Consider the following 19,251-nt stretch of genomic DNA (forward strand, 5'->3'; position numbering starts at 1 on the left):
GCCGGCGGCGGCCACGCGCCCGACATCATTAAGATCGCCGCGCTGCCGAACATCCTGCCCTCCAGCACCAACCCAACCCGCCCATACACCGTCAACACGCTGGCCGAGCACCTCGATATGCTGATCGTCTGCCATCACCTCAACCCGGCAATCGCCGAAGACGTGGCCTTCGCCGAGAGCCGCATCCGCAAAGAGACCATCGCCGCCGAGGATGTCCTGCACGACCTGGGCGTGATCAGCATGTACTCGTCGGACTCGCAGGCGATGGGGCGGGTGGGCGAGGTGGTGACGCGCGCGATCCAGACGGCGCACAAGATGAAGGAGCAGCGCGGCCCGCTGCCCGACGACACCGCCGAGCACGACAACGCGCGCGTGCTGCGCTACCTGGCCAAGCTGACGATCAACCCGGCGCTGGCCCACGGCATCGCCCACGAGGTCGGCAGCCTCGAGCCGGGCAAGCTGGCCGATATTGTGCTGTGGGACCCGGCCTACTTCGGCGCGAAGCCCAAGATGATTCTGAAGGGCGGCATGATCGCCTGGGCCGCGATGGGCGACCCGAACGCTTCGATCCCCACGCCTCAGCCGGTGTTCTACCGCCCGATGTTCGGCGCGCACGGCCGGGCGCTTGGTCGCACCTGCGTCAACTTCATGTCGCAGGCGTCGATCGACCTGGGCGTGCCCGAGCGGCTCGGGCTGACGCGCCGCGCCGTAGCGGTGAAGCACTGCCGCAGCGTCGGCAAGGCCAGCCTGGTGCGCAACAGCGCCATGCCGCGTATTGATGTCGACCCCGAGACCTACCAGGTGTTTGTGGATGGCGAGCTGGCCACCTGCGAGCCGGCCGAGCGGCTGCCGCTGACTCAGCTGTTCTATATTGTGTGAGGCGCCGCCCGAAACAGGGCTTGTTGTCGCAGCTAGAACCTACGCAGCTGGCGCGCTCTGCTTTTGGCAGAGCGCGCCCTGATTCTCTATAGGTGCGGGGTTTTCCGTATCGGGCGCGGCGCGCTACGCGCCGGTGGCCATCCGCCGGCAGCTCTCGGCGCATGCCTGGCACGCCTCGGCGCACGCCAGCATCTGGCTATCGCGGCCCATGCCGCCATTGCCATGCGAACCGTTGACGCGAGGCGGTTCAGCGGACGCATTGATCGTCGGCGCCGGCTTCTCCGGCTCATCCCCGCCGGGCCCGGCCTGCTGGTCCCAGGCCACCGTCTCACCGTTGGCATAGACCTGGACTGCCGGCAACACCACCTCACCGGTGAACGGGCCGCCGGAGACGTTGAACTCGGTGAACTCGCCGACCGGAATGCCCGGTGTGCCGGGGTCGGCGGTCCACCGGATCTCGGTGACAGCGCCGTCAGCATCCTTCGTCACCTTTGAGGTCCACCCTGGCTTGGCCTCGGGCAGGAGGTGCTTGACAGCCGGGAAGCGCACCGTCAGCCCGGTGGTGGCTGCGGCATCGGACTCGTTGGGCACCATGAGGGTGACCACGCCGAATCCCTTGTCGCCCATTCCGGAAGTCCGGGCGACGACGTGCGCATCGGCGGAGCCGGCGCCGATGACAGGGGCCAACGCCAGAGCGGCGGCAGCAGACGCGGCCACGGCGGCGCGCGTCAGACGTGCAGAAACAAGAGTCATGACAGGGTTCTCCAAAATTGATAGGTGGCAGCATCGCCCGACGCATTGCGGACGCTGCGAGAAAAGTGGTGTCGAGGTACTACGCGAGAACGGGCGGCGCCCGCGGACCGACACCCGCACCGACGACGACGGTGCGCGGCCACCACTGCTCGAGGAACGGGGAGAGTGCCCCGACGACGACGAGGCGCGGCGCCGAGGCCACCGCTTGGAGAACGGCGGTGACCAGTGCGTAGCACCGGGCCACCAGGACGAGCAGCACGGCGCTGGCCGGCACCGCCACCGCGTGCCAGGCCAGCATCGTGCCGACGTGCGCCGAGTGCCCGGCTGCGGCATCGCCGACGCCCGCGGCCGGGTGACCGATCACCTGGCCGACGGCCAACAGGGTCGCCGTCCTCGTCGGCGAGAGCCCGCGCGGCGCTCCGACCAGTGCGGCGAGCGCGGCCCCCAGCGCTACACACACCATCACTCCCGCGGAGGTGGGCCACGACCCGCTGGCCATGCCGTGCGCGGTCAGCGCCAGGACCGGCACCGCCACCGCGACACCGACCCGCAGCGCGGGCAGGCCGGGGTGGGGGGCGGACATGGGTCCAAGCATCCCACATGGGGCAAAAGCCGCCGACTACGCTGCAGGAGTGAGCGCCAAACGCACCGCGAAGGCCCCCGACTCGGTTGCCGACCACGGATTCGTCCGGGTCAGCGCCGCCGTTCCCGTGGTCGCGCTGGCCGATCCAGCCGTCAACGCGGCGCGGACCGTCGAACTGCTGCGGGCGGCGGCGGACGACGGTGCGGCAGTCATCGCCTTCCCCGAACTCGGGCTGACCGGCTACAGCGTCGACGACCTCGTCCAGCAGGACGCCCTGCTCGACGCCGCCCTCGCCGCGCTCGACACGGTGCGCGCGGCGACCGCCGGGTGCGCGGCCATCGTCTGCGTCGGCGTACCGCTGCGCGTCGGCGACGGCCTCTACAACACTGCGGCCGTGCTGCACGACGGCGAGATCCTCGGCGTCGTGCCGAAGTCGTACCTGCCCAATTACCGCGAGTTCTACGAGCAGCGCCTGTTCGCCGCCGCGCGCGACGCCCCGGTCGACGAGGCAACGATCCTGGGACGGCGGGTCCCTTTTGGCGCGGATCTGCTGTTCGAGGCCGACGACGTTCCCGGCCTCGTGATGCACGTCGAGGTCTGCGAGGACGGCTGGGTGCCGATCCCGCCATCGACGTGGGCGGCGCTGGCCGGCGCAACCGTGCTGGTCAACCTCTCGGGGTCGCCGGTCACCGTCGGGAAAGAGGCCTACCGTCGAGAGCTGGCCACGTCCTACTCGGCACGGACCGTGTCCGCGCAGGTCTATGTGGCCTCCGGTTTCGGCGAGTCAACCACCGACCTCGCCTGGGACGGCGACGCGCTGATCACCGAGAACGGCACCCTACTGGCCCGCAGCACGGCATTCGCCACCGCCGACCAGACCATCACCGCCGACATCGACCTCGACCGCCTACGCCAAGAGCGCGCACGGATGATCAGCCTGCGCGACCAAGTCGGCGACTACGCGGCGACCCTCCGCGAGCTGCGCCGTGTCCCGGTCACCGTCGGCGCCCGGCCCGACCGCGGTCCGCTGCGCCGCCTGGTCGCGCCGTTCCCGTTCGTGCCGCCGTCGGGCCCCGACCGCGACGAGCGCTGCCGCGAGGTCGGCAACATCCAGGTGCAGGGGCTGACGCAGCGCCTGCGCTCCAGCGGTATCGAGCGCATTGTGATCGGGGTGTCCGGCGGACTGGATTCGACGTTGGCGTTGCTCGTCGCCGTCGATGCGTTCGACCGGATGGGCCTGTCGCGCAGCAACATCCTCGCCTACACGATGCCCGGGTTCGCCACCGGCGAGGCCACCCGATCGCGCGCCCTGGAGTTGATGGACGCGCTGGGCGTGACCGGGTCCGAGATCGACATCCGGCCTGCCTGTCGGCAGATGCTCGCCGACTTGAACCACCCCGTCGCGAACGGTGAGGAGGTCTACGACACCACCTTCGAAAACGTGCAGGCCGGACAGCGCACGTCACTGCTGTTCCGACTGGCCAACGAAAACGGTGCATTGGTGCTGGGCACCGGCGACCTGTCCGAGTTGGCGCTGGGCTGGTGCACCTACGGCGTCGGCGACCAGATGTCGCACTACAACGTCAACGGCTCGGTCCCCAAGACCCTGATCCGCCACCTCATCCGCTGGATGATCGACACCGAACTGCACGACGCGAAGACCGCCGCGGTACTCACCGAGGTCGTCGAGGACGTGATCTCCCCCGAACTCGTGCCTCCCGGCGCGGACGGCGCCATCCAGAGCACCGAGGACGCCGTCGGCCCGTACGAGCTGCACGATTTCTTCCTCTACTACGTCACCCGTTACGGCTACCACCCGAGCAAGGTCGCCTACCTGGCGCGCCAGACGTGGTCGGACTCCTACGACGGCCCGACGATCGACAAGTGGCTGACCGTGTTCCTCAAACGGTTCATGGCCAACCAGTTCAAGCGCACCGCGATGCCCAACGGGCCGAAAGTCGGGTCGGGCGGCTCGCTCTCGCCGCGCGGCGATTGGCGCTCACCGTCGGACGCGACCGCGCGACCCTGGCTCGACGACCTGCGCTGAGCCGATACGATTCACCGATGTCCACACCCCGATTCACCGCCGCCGAACTCGACGAGGCGTTCGCGGGATTCCAGGCAGTCGTCGCCGAAGTCGCCCAGACCCGCGACTGGGACCGGTGGGCCGACCAGTTCACCGTCGACGCCGACTACGTCGAGCACGCGATGGGCACGTTCAAGGGGCGCGAACAGATCCGCAAGTGGATCAACAAGACGATGCACTCATTCCCCGGTAGCCATATGACCGGCTACCCGTCGCTGTGGCACGTCGTCGACGCCCCCACTTCCCGGGTGATCTGCGAGGTCGACAATCCGATGCGCGACCCCGGCGATGGAACGATCATCACGGCGACCAACATCACCATCCTCACCTATGCCGGTGACGGCCTGTGGAGCCGCGAAGAGGACGTGTACAACCCATTGCTGTTCGGCACGGCGGCCATGAAATGGTGCCGGAAGGCCGCCGAGTTGGGCACGATCGACGCTCCCGCCCAGGAGTGGATGGACACCGTTGGCGTGATGTTCGACCGCGGCTGAGCCGGAAACGGCACGACGACGAGGTCTGCCCGAGCGACTTGGGTCGGTGCTGGTCGTGACGTACCCTGGACATGATTGACAGAAGTATGCGTCCGGGTTTGTGCCCGGATACGACCCCAAATCTGTTCGGAGGACTCAGACCATGGCACGCACCCTCACACAGCTCGAGCTGCTGCAGGAACTAGCCCCGGTCGCCGAGGACAACGTCAACCGGCACCTCAAGCACGCCCGCGACTGGAACCCCCACGACTACGTCCCGTGGGACGAGGGCCAGAACTACGCGGCCCTCGGCGGCACCGACTACGACCCCGAGCAGTCACAGCTCGACGAGGTCGCCAAGGCGTCGATGATCACCAACCTGCTCACCGAGGACAACCTGCCCTCCTACCACCGCGTGATCGCCGACAACTTCTCGATGGACTCCGCGTGGGGCCACTGGGTGGGCCGGTGGACCGCCGAGGAGAACCGCCACGGCATCGTGATGCGCGACTACCTCGTCGTCACGCGCGGCGTCGACCCGGTCGCCCTCGAAGAGGCCCGCATGATCCACATGACCAACGGGTACGACCCGGTCCTCGTTGCGGCCGACCGTATGGAGGACCTGGTCAACGAGTACGGCGACATCGACGAGGTCGGGCTGCTGCACTCGGTCGCCTACGTGACCTTCCAGGAGCTCGCGACCCGCGTCAGCCACCGCAACACCGGTAAGGCGTGCAACGACCCGATCGCCGACCGCATGCTCCAGCGCATCGCCGCCGACGAGAACCTGCACATGGTCTTCTACCGCAACATCTGCGGCGCCGGCATGGACCTCTCGCCCGATCAGACGCTGCGCGCGGTGACCGACATCGTCACCAACTTCCAGATGCCCGGCATGGGCATGCCCAACTTCCGCCGCCACGGCGTGTTGATGGCCAAGCACGGCATCTACGACCTGCGCCAGCACTACGAAGAGGTCGTCATGCCGGTGCTGCGCAAGTGGAACGTCTTCGAGCGCACCGACTTCGGCCCCGAGGGCGAGAAGACCCGCGAGGAGCTCGCCGCCTTCCTCGAGCAGCTGGACAAGGACGCGACCCGCTTCGAGGAGATGCGCGACCGCGCCCTCGCCCGCGAGGCCGCCAAGCGCGAGAAGCAGGCATCCTGACCACCAGCCCCCTGGACACCTCGACCCTGCGGATCGGCCCCTATCGGGTCGATCCGCCGGTGGTTTTGGCCCCGATGGCCGGCGTCACCAACCGCGCCTACCGCCGCCTGTGCCGCGAGTTCGGCAGCCCCGACGCCATCTACGTGTGCGAGATGATCACCGCGCGCGCCATCGTCGAGCGCAACGAGAAGACGCTGCACATGATGGCCTTCGACGACGACGAGTCGCCGCGCTCCATGCAGCTCTACGGTGTCGACCCGGTGAATCTGGGCGAGGCCGTGCGCATCGTCGCCGGTGAGGGCTGGGCCGACCACATCGACCTGAACCTGGGGTGCCCGGTCCCCAAGGTCACCAAGCTCGGCGGCGGCGCCGCCCTGCCGTACAAGCGTGGTCTGCTGGCCCGCATCGTCGATGCGATGGTCAGCGCCGCGGCGCCCTACGGCGTGCCGGTCACGTTGAAGTTCCGCAAGGGCATCGACGACGAGCACTTGACCTTCCTCGACACCGGCCGGATCGCCGAAGAGGGCGGGTGCGCCGCCGTCGCCCTGCACGCCCGCACCGCGGCGCAGCGCTATTCGGGGCAGGCCGATTGGAATGCCATCACCGAGCTCAAGGAGGCCGTGACGACCATTCCGGTGCTGGGCAACGGCGATATCTTCAGCGCCGCGGACGCGGTGGCGATGATGGCGCAAACCGGCTGCGACGGCGTCGTCGTCGGCCGTGGTTGTCTGGGCCGGCCATGGCTGTTCGCCGAACTGGCGGCCGCTCTGCGCGGCGAGCCACTCCCCACGCCGCCGAACCTGGGCGAGGTCGGGGCCATCATGTCACGCCACGGTGTCCTGCTCGCCGAACACCACGGTGAGGAGCGCGGGCTCCGCGACCTGCGCAAACACATGGCCTGGTACCTCATGGGCTTCCCGGTCGGCGGCGACCTGCGGCGCAGCTTCGCCGCCGTGTCCACCGTCGCCGAACTCGACGGCCTGATCGCTCAACTCGACCCCGACGTGCCGTTCCCGACCGCTGACGCTGGCGGCCCACGAGGTCGGCAGGGCTCGCCGGGCAAGGTATCGCTGCCCTACGGCTGGCTCGACGACCCACAGGACACCACGGTCCCCCGCGGAGCGGACGTGATGCATTCCGGAGGCTGACCCGAGGTAACGCACAAATGTCGCGGCGCTTTGGTTTACGTCACAGTCGTCCGCCGCTATGGGAACCTCTCAGGTGCGGTCGGTACGATATGGCACCAGTTATGCGCATATGCGCACGCAGGGAAACGCAGAGGAAAACCGTTGAGCCAGCAGCCCCCGGAGGACGGGTCGGCCGGCTCGGCCGAACAGGCCGGGCCCGACCCCAACGTCCTGCGCGAGCCCGCGATGCGCGACCGCTATGTGCGCGGCCGCTCTCGGCTCACGGTCCGCGAGCTCATGGAGCACCTGGACGCGACACCGCGCCATCCCCAGCCGGCACCGGAAAAGGATCACCCGACCAACCGGTGGCTCGACCAGAGTCAGCCGGTCTACCGCACCGTCGACGACGGCGGCCCGATCTCCGACGACGTAACCCAGCGCATCCCGGTGGTACGGCGACGCACCGACGTCCCCGTGGACCTGTCTGCCACCGCGACCAACCGACGCGTCCGCACCGAGTCGCGCCATCAGGTCCTGCAGCGCACGCCCGACCCCATCGAGATGGTCGTCAAGGGCGGGCGGAGCGGGCGCAGCAGGCGAGACATGCTCATGCGCGACCTGCGGGTCGGCGGGCGTGTGGCCGCGACCGCGGCGTGCATCATCGCACTCGTCGGTACCGGCGCGGCATGGGCCATGAACGGCTCGCTCAACAGCTCCTGGCGCACCGTCAAGGCCATCAACTCCGACGACCACAACATCAAGAAGAAGGATGCCCAGTACGGCGACGAGAACTTCCTGATCGTCGGCACCGACACCCGTGCGGGGAAGAACTCCAAGTTCGGCGCCGGTGATGACACCCTGACCGAGGGTGCCCGCTCCGACACGATCATCCTCGTCAATATCCCGGCCAACCGCAGCCGTGTCGTCGCCGTCTCGTTCCCCCGCGACCTCAACGTCAGCCACCCCGAGTGCGAGGGGTTCAACGACCAGACCGGCGAATACACCGGCGAGTGGGTCCCGGCTGAAGACAACGTCAAACTCAACTCGGTCTACGCCATCGGCGGGCCGAAGTGCTTGGTCAAGACGATCACGATGATCAGCGGCCTGAACATCAACCACTTCATCGGCATGGACTTCGTGGCCTTCCGCAAGATCGTCGACACGGTCGGCGGCGTGTGGGTCTGCTCCCCCACCCCGCTCTACGACTACGAGATCGGCACGGTCCTGTCCAAGGCCGGTCACCAGAAGCTCAACGGCCGCAAAGCGCTGAAGTACGTCCGCGCGCGGACCATCTCCACCGAGGGCAACGGCGACTACGGGCGCATCAAGCGTCAGCAGTTGTTCATGTCGTCGCTGCTGCGCTCGACACTGTCGGGCAACGTCATCTCCAACCCCGCCAAGCTCAACCGGGTGGCCCGGACGTTCACCAGCAACAGCTACGTCGACAACGTCGACACCGAGTCATTGCTCAACCTCGCCGACTCTATGCGCGGCATTGAAGCCGGGCGCGTCACCTTCATCACCATCCCGACGTCGGGCACGAGCGAGGACGGGCAGAACAACGAGCTGCCCCGCGACGACGACATCCAGGCCCTGTTCAGCGCGATCATCAACGATGACCCGCTGCCGGGCGAGGAGCCGGAGAAATCGTCGGAGAAGAAGAAGTCCGACGGCAAGAAGGGCGACCCGGCGCCGGCTGCGGCCGACACACAGACCAAGGTGACCGTGAAGGCCATGTCACCGTCGAACGTGGGCGTGCGCATCCTCAACGGAACGTCGACCTCGGGCCTGGCCGCCTTCGCCAGCGAGCAGCTGACACCGGAGGGCTTCGAGATCCGCGGCATCGCCGACTCCAGCCAGCACGTGGAGGAGACCGTCGTCCGCTACGGCCCGGGGCAGCGCGCCGCGGCCGCCACCGTCGCGCACATGTTCCCGGGCGCGAAAATCCAGCCCGACCGGTCGGTGAAGTCGGGTGTCGAGCTGATCCTCGGATCGGATTTCACGATGTCGACGACCCTGAACTCGTATGCGACGCCGGGCACCAAGATCAACGCCGAGCAGCTGCCCGCACGCAAGGTCGAAGGCAACCTGCCCAGCGACCTGGCTGTCACGAACGCCGGAGACGCGAGCTGCGACTAGGCTTGACCTCATGCGGAAGCGTTCCGGCAAGTCCAGCGCCTACCAGGAACAGGTAGCCGCGCTCAACGGCATTCTGGGCGAGATGTGCGATCTCGCCGGAATCGCGATGGACCGCGCCACCCAAGCATTGCTGCGGGCCAACCTCCCCGTCGCCGAGCAGGTGATCACCGACCACGACCGGATGACCGAGCTGTCGGCCAAGGCAGAGAAGCAGGCATTCGCACTGCTCGCCCAGCAGGCGCCGCTGCCCGCCGACCTCCGCGCGACCGTCACCGGCTTCCAGATCGTCTCCGACGTGGACCGGATGGGCGCGCTGGCCCTGCACGTCGCCAAGGTGGCGCGGCGTCGGCACCCCAGCAAGACACTGCCCGAAGAGGTCGACGGCTACTTCGCCGAGATGGGCCGACTGGCGGTGAAGCTCGCGCACTCCGCACGCGAGGTGCTCGAGTCTCAGGACTCACAGGACGCATTGCGCCTCGAGGAGGACGACGACGCAATGGACGACCTGCACCGCCATCTGTTCTCGGTACTGATGGACCGGGAGTGGAAGCACGGTGTCGCGGCCGCCGTCGACGTGACACTGCTGGGCCGCTATTACGAGCGGTTCGCCGACCATGCCGTCCTCATCGGCCGCCGCGTCGTCTTCCAGACGACCGGCATGACGCCGCAGCAACTCATCGAGACGACTTAGGGCCCGTCAGCAGCATCGTCGGCCCGACCGTAGGCCACGTCGGCGAGGTAGCGCGCAAAACCGAGGTTCCGATAGGTCGCCAGCGCCGCGGTGTTGTCGCCTTCGACGTACAGCGTCACCGTGGAGACCCGCTGCGCGAGGTAGTGCAGCCCGGCGAGGGTGAGCTGGCGGCCGAGGCCACGCCCCTGGGCGGCCGGGTCGACGCCGACGATGTAGACCTCACCCAACTGCTCGTCGTGGATCTTGGTCCAGTGGAACCCGAGGAGCTTCGCATCGTCGGCGCCACCGACACTGCGATCGAAGGCCAGGAACAGCCCGGCAGGGTCGAACCAGTCCGCGCCGGTCCGCTCGACGATCTGTTCTGCGGTCCACCCACCCTGCTCGGGGTGCCAGTCGAAAGCAGCGTTGTTCACGCGCAGGATCTCCGCGTCGTCAGCGGGCCCGGCGTAGGTGCGCAACTCGATGTCATCGTGCGATGGCAGTGCCGGAAGCTCTTCCAGTCCGCGGCGCAGCTGCAGTAGCTCGCGGCGCGGCACCAGGCCCAACCGGGCGGCCAGTGCACGCGCGGCCGGCAGATCGCCGTGCGCCCACGCCCGAGTGTCGGCGCCTCCGACGGCCAGTGCTGCGGTGAGCAACTCGGTGCCGATCCCCCGGCCACGGGCCGGTGGGGCGACCACGGCCTCGACCGTCGACGGCTCACCGTCACGGCCGGGCAACACCGAGGCGTAGCCGACGAGTACGTCGGCGTCGAATGCGAGCACGTGGTGTACCGCGGGGCTGTGCCGACCCAGGGCGGCTACCGGGGCCTCACCCAGGGCAGCCACCCCGTCGGCCTCCCCTGCGGCATCGAGGATCGCGTGCACGGCCCGCTGGTCGTCGGGCGACAGAACTCGCCGTTCGACTATGTTCACGCCTTCTGCGTTGATCGCTTCTGGGTCAGCCACTACGGCGCTGCGGTCTGTTCGTCGAAGATCTCGTCGACGTCGAGATCGGCGTCGGGGTCGGCGCCGCGCCCGCGCGCGGGGCGCACCGCCTTGTAGCCGACGTTGCGGACGGTGCCGATGAGCGCTTCGTGGTCGGGGCCGAGTTTGGCGCGCAACCGTCGGACGTGCACGTCGACGGTGCGCGTACCGCCGAAGTAGTCGTAGCCCCACACTTCGTGTAGCAGCTGCGCGCGGGTGAACACCCGCCCGACATGGGCGACGAGGTATTTGAGGAGTTCGAACTCCTTGTAGGTCAGGTCCATCGGCCGTCCGCGCAGCCGTGCGGTGTAGGTCTCCTCGTCGATCGTGACCGCACCCAGAGTCAGCGTCGAATTGCTCTCCTCCGGCCGCGGGGCCACGCGGCGCGCCGTCAGCATCCGCAGACGTGCGTCGAGCTCGGCGGGCCCGGTGTCGGCGAGCAGGAAGTCGTCGAGGTTCCACTCCGCATTGACCGCGATGAGCCCACCCTCGGTCAACACGGCGACGACGGGAATCGACGCGGTGCTCGACAGGAGGCGGCACAGGTTGCGTGCGGCGGCGAGGTCGGTGCGGGCATCGACGAGAACGGCGTGGGCGGATTCGGTGGTGAGCAGCGCGGACACGTCGGCCGGTGCGTCGCGCACGCTGTGCGCCAACAGGGAGAGCGAGGGCAGTACCGAACCAGGATCGGGGTGGGAGGTCAGGAGCAGGAGGTCCATCACGCACTTCGCATCAGGGTCGGGCCGCGACCGTGACCGGAAGCGACAGGGGAGGTTGGGTGCCGTCGAGGGCCCCCACACTGACGGCACCGGCAGCGGGATCAGGTGCAAGAATAACGCTGATGACACGTTCAGTTCACATCGTCAACTCCACACTACGTCGGCGTTTCGTCGTCGTGACGGTGTTTGCGCTGGTCACGGTCATAATTGCGGTGCTGGTGACTATCGACACCTTGCGCGCGGCACGCAGCGAACACGAGCTGGCGACCGCTTTGACGACGTCGCCGCGGGTCACCTTTGAACCCGAGGTCACCCTCGGCGGCTTCCCTTTCGCGAAGTACGCCGACCGCGACGAATTCCCCGGTCTCGTCATCACCGCACGCGGCGTTACAGCCCCCGGGCCTCCCGACCTGAAGGGCGTACCACTGACCTGCACCACCACCGTGTGCCGCGCCGAACTGGGGGTGCGCGCCGATGCGGTCCACGCGCCGGCGGCCGATCGCTGGCACGGCGGTGCGCCCATCACACTGCGCGGCGTGCACGCCTACGCCAAGCTCGACTCGGTGAACCTCGGGCGCATGCTCGACATCACCGATCTCGCGGTGAACACCCCTGCGCCCAAGGACCGCGCCGGTGGCGGCGGTCCCGGCGACGGATTGCTCGAACTGTCCAAGGGCGTTCTTCTCACGGGGACCGTGTCACTGCCGCCGCAGCGCCCGAGCCCGCGCACCGATGGCCGCTTCGGGCCGTCGGCACAGAAGTTCGACGGCCAGCGCGTCAAGGTGACCGTCACCGTCGACCTGTCCGTCGTCGACGGCGAGCTCGTGATCGTCGCGACCGGTTTCTACACCGGGCCGCAGGAGCACGCCGACGGCCATGTGCCCGCCGAGTTCACGACCGCCGTCTTGGCACGGTTCAGTGGCCGGGTGCCGTACCCGACGCTGCCGTGGGCGGTGGTAGCGACGAAGGCGAACAGCGCCGGTAGCGACATCCTGATCAGCGGGGAAGCACGCACCTTGACGGTAAGGCCTGACCAGTTCTGAAGCCCGTTCCGGCTCGGTGTATGGTCGTGGCATGCAATCAGGCCGCGAGCTCATGCTCACTCGCCGCTACGCGATCGACTTCTGTCGCTTCGCGGCTTGTTGCTGTCGCTAGACGGTGGTCGCCCACGCGCCACCACCCTCGGATGGCGGCAGCGGATTCTTCCTCAAGACTTCTCGTGTCTCCTCGCCCATGACCGGGCTTGAGTGACGCGGCCGTCATCACCACCCCCTCCCCCAAAGATCTCCACCATGTGAAAGGGAACCATCATGGCTCGCAATGATGTACTGGTCAGCGCCGAATGGGCTGAGCAGAACCTCGACGCCGACAACGTCGTCTTCGTCGAGGTCGACGAGGACACCTCGGCCTACGACACGGGGCACATCCCCGGTGCGGTCAAGCTCGACTGGAAGAAGGACCTGCAGGACCCGGTCCGCCGCGACTTCGTCAACGCCGAGCAGTTCGGCGCGCTCCTGTCCGAGCGCGGCATTGGCAACGACAACACCGTCATCCTCTACGGCGGCAACAACAACTGGTTCGCCGCGTACGCGTACTGGTACTTCAAGCTCTACGGCCACCAGGACGTGAAGCTGCTCGACGGCGGTCGCAAGAAGTGGGAGCTCGACGGTCGCCCGCTGAGCACCGACACCGTCACCCTCCCCGCGACCACCTACACCGCGGCCGCTCCGAACAACGCGATCCGCGCCTTCCGCGACGAGGTCGTCGACGCGATCAACGTCAAGAACCTCGTCGACGTGCGCAGCCCGGACGAGTTCAGCGGCAAGATCCTCGCCCCCGCGCACCTGCCGCAGGAGCAGAGCCAGGTCCCCGGCCACATCCCCGGTGCGATCAACGTGCCGTGGAGCAAGGCTGCCAACGAGGACGGCACCTTCAAGAGCGACGATGAGCTGACCGAGCTCTACGCCGAGGCCGGTCTCGACGGACAGAAGGAGACCATCGCCTACTGCCGTATCGGTGAGCGCTCCAGCCACACCTGGTTCGTCCTGCAGGAGCTGCTGGGCCACGAGAACGTCAAGAACTACGACGGCAGCTGGACTGAGTACGGATCGCTGGTCGGCGTCCCGGTCGAGCTCGGAGAGGGCAAGTAGGTATGTGTGCAGCACCCAAGCAGGGCCAGCAGTTGCCGGCCGGCGTCGACGTGGAGAAGGAGACCGTCCTGACCGGGCAGGTCACCGATACTGCCGGCGCTCCCGTTCCGGGCGCGTTCGTGCGGCTGCTCGACTCGACCGGTGAGTTCACCGCGGAGGTCGTGACGAGCGGGACCGGTGACTTCCGGTTCTTCGCCGCTCCGGGGACGTGGACGCTTCGCGCCCTGTCCTCCATCGGCAACGGCGATGTGATCGTCACGCCGGAGGGTCCCGGTATCCACACCGAGACCATCGTCGTCTCGAAGTAGGCGTAAGCCAGAGGGCAGGCCCCGTACCGCAGAAGGCGGTACGGGGCCTGCCCCGTTTCGGATTGCCTCATGGCAATGTCCGCGCCTCCCGGCCCGCCGACTTTTCCGTACTCAAGGCACTTCTCGCCGGGGTCTGAGCGCCCGCAGGCCAGGGTCAACAGTTAGTATCAGTCCGTGGAACATTTCTTCACCGTGCTGCTGGTCCTGTGCTCGATCCTGATCACCTGGTTCGGGGTCTACGCGATCTATCGCCTCGTCAACGACGAGTCGTGACCCGCTCCGGCAACGAGGCGATCGAGCAGGCTGCATCGATCGCCGAGACGACCGGATCGCGCAATCTCCCCTCCTGGGGTGATCTTCCGCTGCCCGCTGACACGGCCAATCTGCGCGAGGGCGCCAATCTGCACGACGGGTTGCTCGCCCTCCTGCCAATGGTCGGCGTGTGGCGCGGCGAAGGCGTGGGACATGGCCTCGGCGACGACGGTGACGACCTCCGCTACGCCGAGCAGATCATCGTCAGCCACGACGGCCAGAACTACTTGAACTGGCAGACACGGTCGTGGTCGATCGACAACCGCGGCGAGTTCATCGCCCCCCTGTTCCGCGAGACCGGGTACTGGCGCATCAGCGAGGACGACTCGATCGAGTTGCTCATCGCCCACGCCGAGGGATATGTCGAGCTGCTCTACGGCAAACCGCTCGCCCAGACCGCGTGGGAGGTCGCCACGGACGCCCTCGTCAGCACCGCCACCGCCACGAAACTCCACGGCGCCAAGCGCCTCTACGGCATCGCCGAGGACGGTTCCTTCGCCTACGTCGAAGAACGGCTCATCGACGGGGAGCTGGCGCCGCGCCTCTCGGCCAAGCTCGACCGCTACGCCGGCTGACCGACGACGAGGTCGGCCTTCAGGTCGGGCGGCAAATGGTGCGTCACCACCACGACCGTGCGCTCCGGACCGAACAGATCACCCAGCGCCGCACGCAGCAGCGCATCGGAATCGGTCGCATCCAGGTGCTCGGTCGGCTCGTCGAGCAAGACGACCGGCGAAGCGTTGAGCAGCGCTCGAGCCAACAGCAATCGGCGCCGCTGACCACCCGACACCGCAGCTGACCCGCCGACCAGAACGGTGTCGAGCCCATCGGACAAACCGGATAGCCACTCCCCCAGACCGACGGCGCGCAGCGCGTCGATCATCTCCGGATACGTCGCGTCACCTCGACCGACGAGCAGGTTCTCCCGCACCGACGCGGAGAACAGGTGGGCATCCTCGGCGCAGTACAGCGTCGCCGCAGCGGCGTCGACGGGCTCCCCGTCGACATCGGAGCACACGACCGCGCCGACCCGTGGCGCGAGCAGTCCGGCCAACGTCAACAACAGCGTCGACTTTCCCGACCCCGACGGTCCCACAACGGCCATCCGTGCACCCGGCTCGAGTACGCGCTCGATCGGACCACCCAGCGCCGGACCGTCGGCCCACCCCCACGACACCCCGTCGACGATGACCCGGACGGGTCCGCGGTGCCGTGCGACATCGGCTGAGCCGGGTGACACGACACCCCACTCGACCGGGTCTCCCGCCAAATCCAACACGCGCTCTGCCGCGACCCGACTGTGCTGCCACGTGACCCCCGCGGCGGCCAGCGGCGTGATGGCGTCGAAGGCGGACAGGCCGAGTAGGAGTAGCACGCCGAGCCGCATCGGGCTCGGATCACCGCCGGCGGCCAGCGACATCCCTATCAAGCAGGCGGCAATGACCGTGACGCCCATCGCCAGCGGTGTCACGGCGCCGCCCAGCGCGTGCAGCCGGGCACCGCGGTCGGTGGCGTCGGCCACCTCGCGCTGGGCTCGCGACACCTCATCGAGCACCTGCATACGCCGACCAGCCACCGCCAGCTCGGGCCCGTGGTCGAGCAACAGCATCGTCGACGAGGAGACCGCCGCCCGACCGTCCACTGCTGACCGTGCCACCGAAGCGGCACCACGGGAGGCGAGCACGGGTGCGGCGACCCCGGCGACGACGAGTGCGATCGCCAGCACCACCGCGGCCGACGGCGACACGAACGCCATGATCACCACCGCGGCGACACCGGTGACCGCGGCCACCGCGGCGGGCAGGACGGAGCGCACGACCGCATTGCCGATTTCGTCGACATCGGCACCGGTGCGAGCCAACAGGTCGCCGCGGCGGATCGACACCGTCGACGCGGCATTGCCGTTGGCCAGCGCGCGGTAGACCTTCTCCCGCGCGGTGGCCATCGCGCGCAGCGCGACGTCGTGGGTGGCCAGCCGCTCGAGATAGCGGAACAGCCCGCGTGTGATCCCGAGCGCCCGGACTGCGGTGATCGCGATGGATAGCGAAAGGATCGGCGGCTGCTGCCAGGCCCGGGTGATCAACCACGCTGAGAGGGCCGCCAGGCCCAGTGCGCTCAACGATCCGCCCACGCCGTAGGCCAACGACACAGCGATGCCGCGGCGTCGGATGTCGAGCGCCCCCAGTACGCGCCACACGGGATCACCGCGAAGGCCGGCGGACGCCGTCACCGGGCCGTCTCCCTAGCCAGGTCGATGATCCGGTCGGCAGCGTCGAGCCATTCGGTGCGGTGCGCGGCGACGATCACCGTCGCACCGGCCCGAGCGCGTGCCACGACCGCGGCGATCACACGCACGCGTGAGGCCTCGTCGAGGTGGGCCGTCGGCTCGTCGAGGAGCACGACCGGGACGTCGCGGGCCAGCGTCCGTGTCAGTGCCAACCGCTGGCGCTGCCCCGCCGAGTGTCCGGCGCCGTCCCACCCGGCAGCGGCAGCAGCAGACGCAAGCGCATCGGGATCCAGCGGTCCGTAGAGTGCGAGGTTCTCCGCGACGGTGCCCGGCACCATCGCCGGATGCTGCGGCAACCACGCGATCTGCGACTGGCACGCGGCCCGGTCCGCTTGTGAGAGAACCGTGTTGTCGACGATGATCGCGCCCTCGTCGAGTCCGACCAACCCCAGCAGCGCGGCCAGCGCCGTCGATTTGCCCGAGCCATTCGGTCCGGTAAGAACAGTGACCGCACCGGGTGCACAGTCCGCACGCAGATCACGTGGGGCCCATCCGTCGCGAGAGCGCACACCGATTCCGGCGAATCTGATCGTCGCGCCTGCCAGGTTCGGCGGAGTCTCGATACATCCGTTTGTTCCTCGCGAGCACTCGACCACCGCGGCGTCGGCGTCGGCGTCGGCGTCGACCAACGCGAACGCCTCGTCGGTAGCCGCCACCCCGTCGGCCGAGTCGTGGAATGCCGCACCCACCTGCCGCAGCGGCCGGTACGCCTCGGGAGCCAGGATCAACGCCAGTACCCCTGCGAACAGCGACATCTCGCCGTACACCAGGCGCAGGCCGATACTCACCGCGACCAGCGCCACCGATAGTGTCGCCATCAGTTCCAGCCACGCCCCGGACAGGAACGCGACGCGCAGCGTGCCCATCGTCGACCGGCGCCATGACGATCCCAGGTCCTTCACCTGAGCCGCGGCCCCCTGCGCCCGGTGCAGCGCGCGCAACGTCGGGATCCCCGCGATCAAGTCCAGCAGCATCGACTGCTGGCGTGCGGTGGCGTCCAGTTTGGCCTGCGTGCGGTCACGCGTCATCAGCCCGATCAGGATGCCGAAGATCGGGATCAACGGGATCGTCAGCACGATCAATCCGGCGGACACGAGGTCGACGGCGGCGATCACGACGATGACGATCGGCGTCAGAGTGACGGCCAGTATCAGCGAGGGCACATACGCCGACAGGTAGGGGCCGAGGTCATCGAGCCCGGCCAACAACACCGTCGACGCGCGCGACCGCCTGGCGACGAGGCTGCGCATATCGGTGCGCGCCGGGTCGGTCAACGCGCCCAACACATCGTCGCGAACCTGCCCGATCACCGTCTGTGCCGCACGCTGGGCATAGCGCTGCCCGGCGTAGACCGTCAAGGTCTGCACGATAACGGCGCCGACGAGCAGTAGCAGGTGCGGAGTCTGCGCGTCGAAACTGCACCGCAACGGTTCAGCCACCAGTTCGGCGAGGATCGACGCCACGGCGAACGCGACCGCGATAACGGCCAGCGTCGTCACCAGGCCAGCGAGCACCGTCACCCCGATGTACCGTCGCGCAGCCGGCGATCGGCGCAGCAAACGGGGATCCAGCGGGCCCGCGCTCACCCGCGCAGCGACGCCAGGCCCACCGACGGCGGGATGGCATCGGTGGAGATCCGCTGGCGGAACACCCAGTAGGACCAACCCTGGTAGATCACCACGACCGGCGTGATGAACGCCGCGGCCCACGTCATGATGACCAGGGTGTAGTGGCTCGACGACGTGTTCGCGATGGTCAGGCTGTAGGCCGAGTCGGTCGTCGACGGCAAGACCGCCGGGTACAGGCAACCGAACAGCGTCACGATCGTGGAGATGATGGCGATCGACGTCGCACCGAACGCCCATCCCTCACGCTTGGTCCAGGTGAAGACGATGGTGGCAAGCGCCGCGACCGCAGCGATGAGCACCGGCGCCCACGTCCATCCCTTGCCGTAGGCGAACTGGGTCCACAGCAGGAACGCCGCCGCCACGACGGTCATCGCGACGGACAGCCGCGACGCCCACAGCATGGCTTCGTCACGCAGGCTGTCAGCGGTCTTGAGGGACAGGAACACCGCCCCGTGCGTGAGGAAGGCGAGCAGCGTCGTCAATCCACCCAGCAGGGCGTATGGGTTGAGCAGCCCCCAGAACGTGCCGGTGAACTGGGCATCGGAGTTGATCGGCAGTCCGCGCACCACGTTGGCGAACGCGACGCCCCACAGCAGTGCCGGCACCCACGACCCGACGGCGATGCACCAGTCCCACGCCCGGCGCCACTGCGGATCGTTGATCTTGCCGCGCCACTCGATCGCGCACACGCGCACGATCAGCGCCACCAGGATCAACAACAGCGGTAGGTAGAAGGCGGTGAACATCGTCGCGTACCAGCCGCCAAAGGCGGCGAACATCGCGCCGCCCGCCGTCAGCAGCCACACCTCGTTGCCGTCCCACACCGGTCCGATGGTGTTGAGGATGGCGCGCCGCTTGTTGTCGTCACCGCGGCCGATCAGGCCCATCAGCATGCCGACGCCGAAGTCGAAGCCCTCCAGCACGAAGTAGCCGGTGAACAGCACTGCGATCAGAATGAACCAGAACTCGGGCAATCCCATGGTCGTCTC

General features: G+C 68.2%; 18 protein-coding genes. 11 read left to right on the forward strand and 7 right to left on the reverse strand.

The window, feature by feature from the left end:
* The coding region (locus tag B4L26_RS16960) for an urease subunit alpha (protein ID WP_290720727.1) at window positions 1-879 on the forward strand (879 nt) is incomplete at its 5' end.
* A gap of 123 nt (window positions 880-1,002) precedes the next feature.
* Here the strand turns inward: B4L26_RS16960 and B4L26_RS16965 are convergent.
* Both B4L26_RS16965 and B4L26_RS16970 read right to left on the reverse strand, forming a co-directional pair.
* Complete coding sequence (locus tag B4L26_RS16965; protein ID WP_290720729.1) at window positions 1,003-1,632, reverse strand: YcnI family protein; 630 nt, start codon at window positions 1,630-1,632, stop codon at window positions 1,003-1,005.
* A gap of 79 nt (window positions 1,633-1,711) precedes the next feature.
* Window positions 1,712-2,215 carry a hypothetical protein gene (locus tag B4L26_RS16970; protein ID WP_290720731.1) on the reverse strand — a complete coding sequence of 168 codons (504 nt, stop codon included), beginning with the start codon at window positions 2,213-2,215 and terminating at the stop codon, window positions 1,712-1,714.
* A gap of 49 nt (window positions 2,216-2,264) precedes the next feature.
* On the opposite strand from B4L26_RS16970, the gene B4L26_RS16975 reads away from it, so the two are divergent.
* The 6 genes from B4L26_RS16975 to phoU all read left to right on the forward strand — a co-directional run bounded on the left by B4L26_RS16975 (window position 2,265) and on the right by phoU (window position 9,896).
* Window positions 2,265-4,262 carry an NAD(+) synthase gene (locus tag B4L26_RS16975; protein ID WP_290720733.1) on the forward strand — a complete coding sequence of 666 codons (1,998 nt, stop codon included), beginning with the start codon at window positions 2,265-2,267 and terminating at the stop codon, window positions 4,260-4,262.
* A gap of 17 nt (window positions 4,263-4,279) precedes the next feature.
* Entirely contained in the window at window positions 4,280-4,795 is a 516-nt protein-coding gene (locus tag B4L26_RS16980) for a nuclear transport factor 2 family protein (protein ID WP_290720735.1), read from the forward strand.
* A gap of 142 nt (window positions 4,796-4,937) precedes the next feature.
* Complete coding sequence (locus B4L26_RS16985; protein WP_290720737.1) at window positions 4,938-5,939, forward strand: acyl-ACP desaturase; 1,002 nt, start codon at window positions 4,938-4,940, stop codon at window positions 5,937-5,939.
* Window positions 5,936-7,087, forward strand: a complete 1,152-nt coding sequence (dusB, locus tag B4L26_RS16990) for a tRNA dihydrouridine synthase DusB (protein WP_290720778.1) — start codon at window positions 5,936-5,938, stop codon at window positions 7,085-7,087. The genes B4L26_RS16985 and dusB overlap by 4 nt, the downstream gene beginning before the upstream one ends.
* Window positions 7,088-7,228: 141 nt before the next feature.
* On the forward strand, window positions 7,229-9,205 hold the full coding sequence (locus tag B4L26_RS16995; RefSeq protein ID WP_290720740.1) for an LCP family protein: 1,977 nt from the start codon (window positions 7,229-7,231) through the stop codon (window positions 9,203-9,205).
* Window positions 9,206-9,215: 10 nt separating this feature from the next.
* On the forward strand, window positions 9,216-9,896 hold the full coding sequence (gene phoU / locus B4L26_RS17000; protein ID WP_290720742.1) for a phosphate signaling complex protein PhoU: 681 nt from the start codon (window positions 9,216-9,218) through the stop codon (window positions 9,894-9,896).
* On the opposite strand, the gene mshD is transcribed toward phoU, so the two are convergent.
* Window positions 9,893-10,807 (reverse strand): mycothiol synthase, encoded by a 915-nt coding sequence (mshD, locus tag B4L26_RS17005; protein ID WP_290720744.1) that lies wholly within the window; start codon window positions 10,805-10,807, stop codon window positions 9,893-9,895. The genes phoU and mshD overlap by 4 nt on opposite strands.
* Window positions 10,808-10,839: 32 nt before the next feature.
* Window positions 10,840-11,577, reverse strand: coding sequence for a response regulator transcription factor (locus B4L26_RS17010; RefSeq protein WP_290720746.1), 738 nt, complete (start codon window positions 11,575-11,577; stop codon window positions 10,840-10,842).
* A gap of 122 nt (window positions 11,578-11,699) precedes the next feature.
* On the opposite strand from B4L26_RS17010, the gene B4L26_RS17015 reads away from it, so the two are divergent.
* The 4 genes from B4L26_RS17015 to B4L26_RS17030 all read left to right on the forward strand — a co-directional run bounded on the left by B4L26_RS17015 (window position 11,700) and on the right by B4L26_RS17030 (window position 14,922).
* Window positions 11,700-12,620, forward strand: a complete 921-nt coding sequence (locus B4L26_RS17015; RefSeq protein ID WP_290720747.1) for a DUF2993 domain-containing protein — start codon at window positions 11,700-11,702, stop codon at window positions 12,618-12,620.
* A gap of 267 nt (window positions 12,621-12,887) precedes the next feature.
* Complete coding sequence (locus B4L26_RS17020) at window positions 12,888-13,727, forward strand: sulfurtransferase (protein ID WP_290720748.1); 840 nt, start codon at window positions 12,888-12,890, stop codon at window positions 13,725-13,727.
* A gap of 2 nt (window positions 13,728-13,729) precedes the next feature.
* Complete coding sequence (locus B4L26_RS17025) at window positions 13,730-14,035, forward strand: DUF1416 domain-containing protein (RefSeq protein WP_290720750.1); 306 nt, start codon at window positions 13,730-13,732, stop codon at window positions 14,033-14,035.
* 269 nt (window positions 14,036-14,304) lie between these two features.
* Window positions 14,305-14,922, forward strand: a complete 618-nt coding sequence (locus tag B4L26_RS17030) for an FABP family protein (RefSeq protein ID WP_290720751.1) — start codon at window positions 14,305-14,307, stop codon at window positions 14,920-14,922.
* On the opposite strand, the gene cydC is transcribed toward B4L26_RS17030, so the two are convergent.
* The 3 genes from cydC to cydB are packed head-to-tail and all read right to left on the reverse strand — an operon-like array spanning window position 14,910 to window position 19,242.
* The gene (gene cydC / locus B4L26_RS17035) at window positions 14,910-16,577 is read right to left on the reverse strand and encodes a thiol reductant ABC exporter subunit CydC (RefSeq protein WP_290720752.1); all 1,668 of its coding nucleotides are present in this window, start codon (window positions 16,575-16,577) and stop codon (window positions 14,910-14,912) included. The two genes, B4L26_RS17030 and cydC, sit on opposite strands and share 13 nt — an antisense overlap.
* Window positions 16,574-18,220, reverse strand: a complete 1,647-nt coding sequence (gene cydD / locus B4L26_RS17040; protein ID WP_290720753.1) for a thiol reductant ABC exporter subunit CydD — start codon at window positions 18,218-18,220, stop codon at window positions 16,574-16,576. The genes cydC and cydD overlap by 4 nt, the downstream gene beginning before the upstream one ends.
* Window positions 18,217-19,242: a cytochrome d ubiquinol oxidase subunit II gene (gene cydB / locus B4L26_RS17045; protein ID WP_290720754.1), complete on the reverse strand. Its 1,026-nt coding sequence runs from the start codon at window positions 19,240-19,242 to the stop codon at window positions 18,217-18,219. The genes cydD and cydB overlap by 4 nt, the downstream gene beginning before the upstream one ends.
* Window positions 19,243-19,251: the final 9 nt, after the last annotated feature.

The sequence above is a fragment of the Gordonia sp. UBA7599 genome, assembly GCA_002477755.1.
In the GTDB taxonomy this organism is placed as follows: domain Bacteria; phylum Actinomycetota; class Actinomycetes; order Mycobacteriales; family Mycobacteriaceae; genus Gordonia.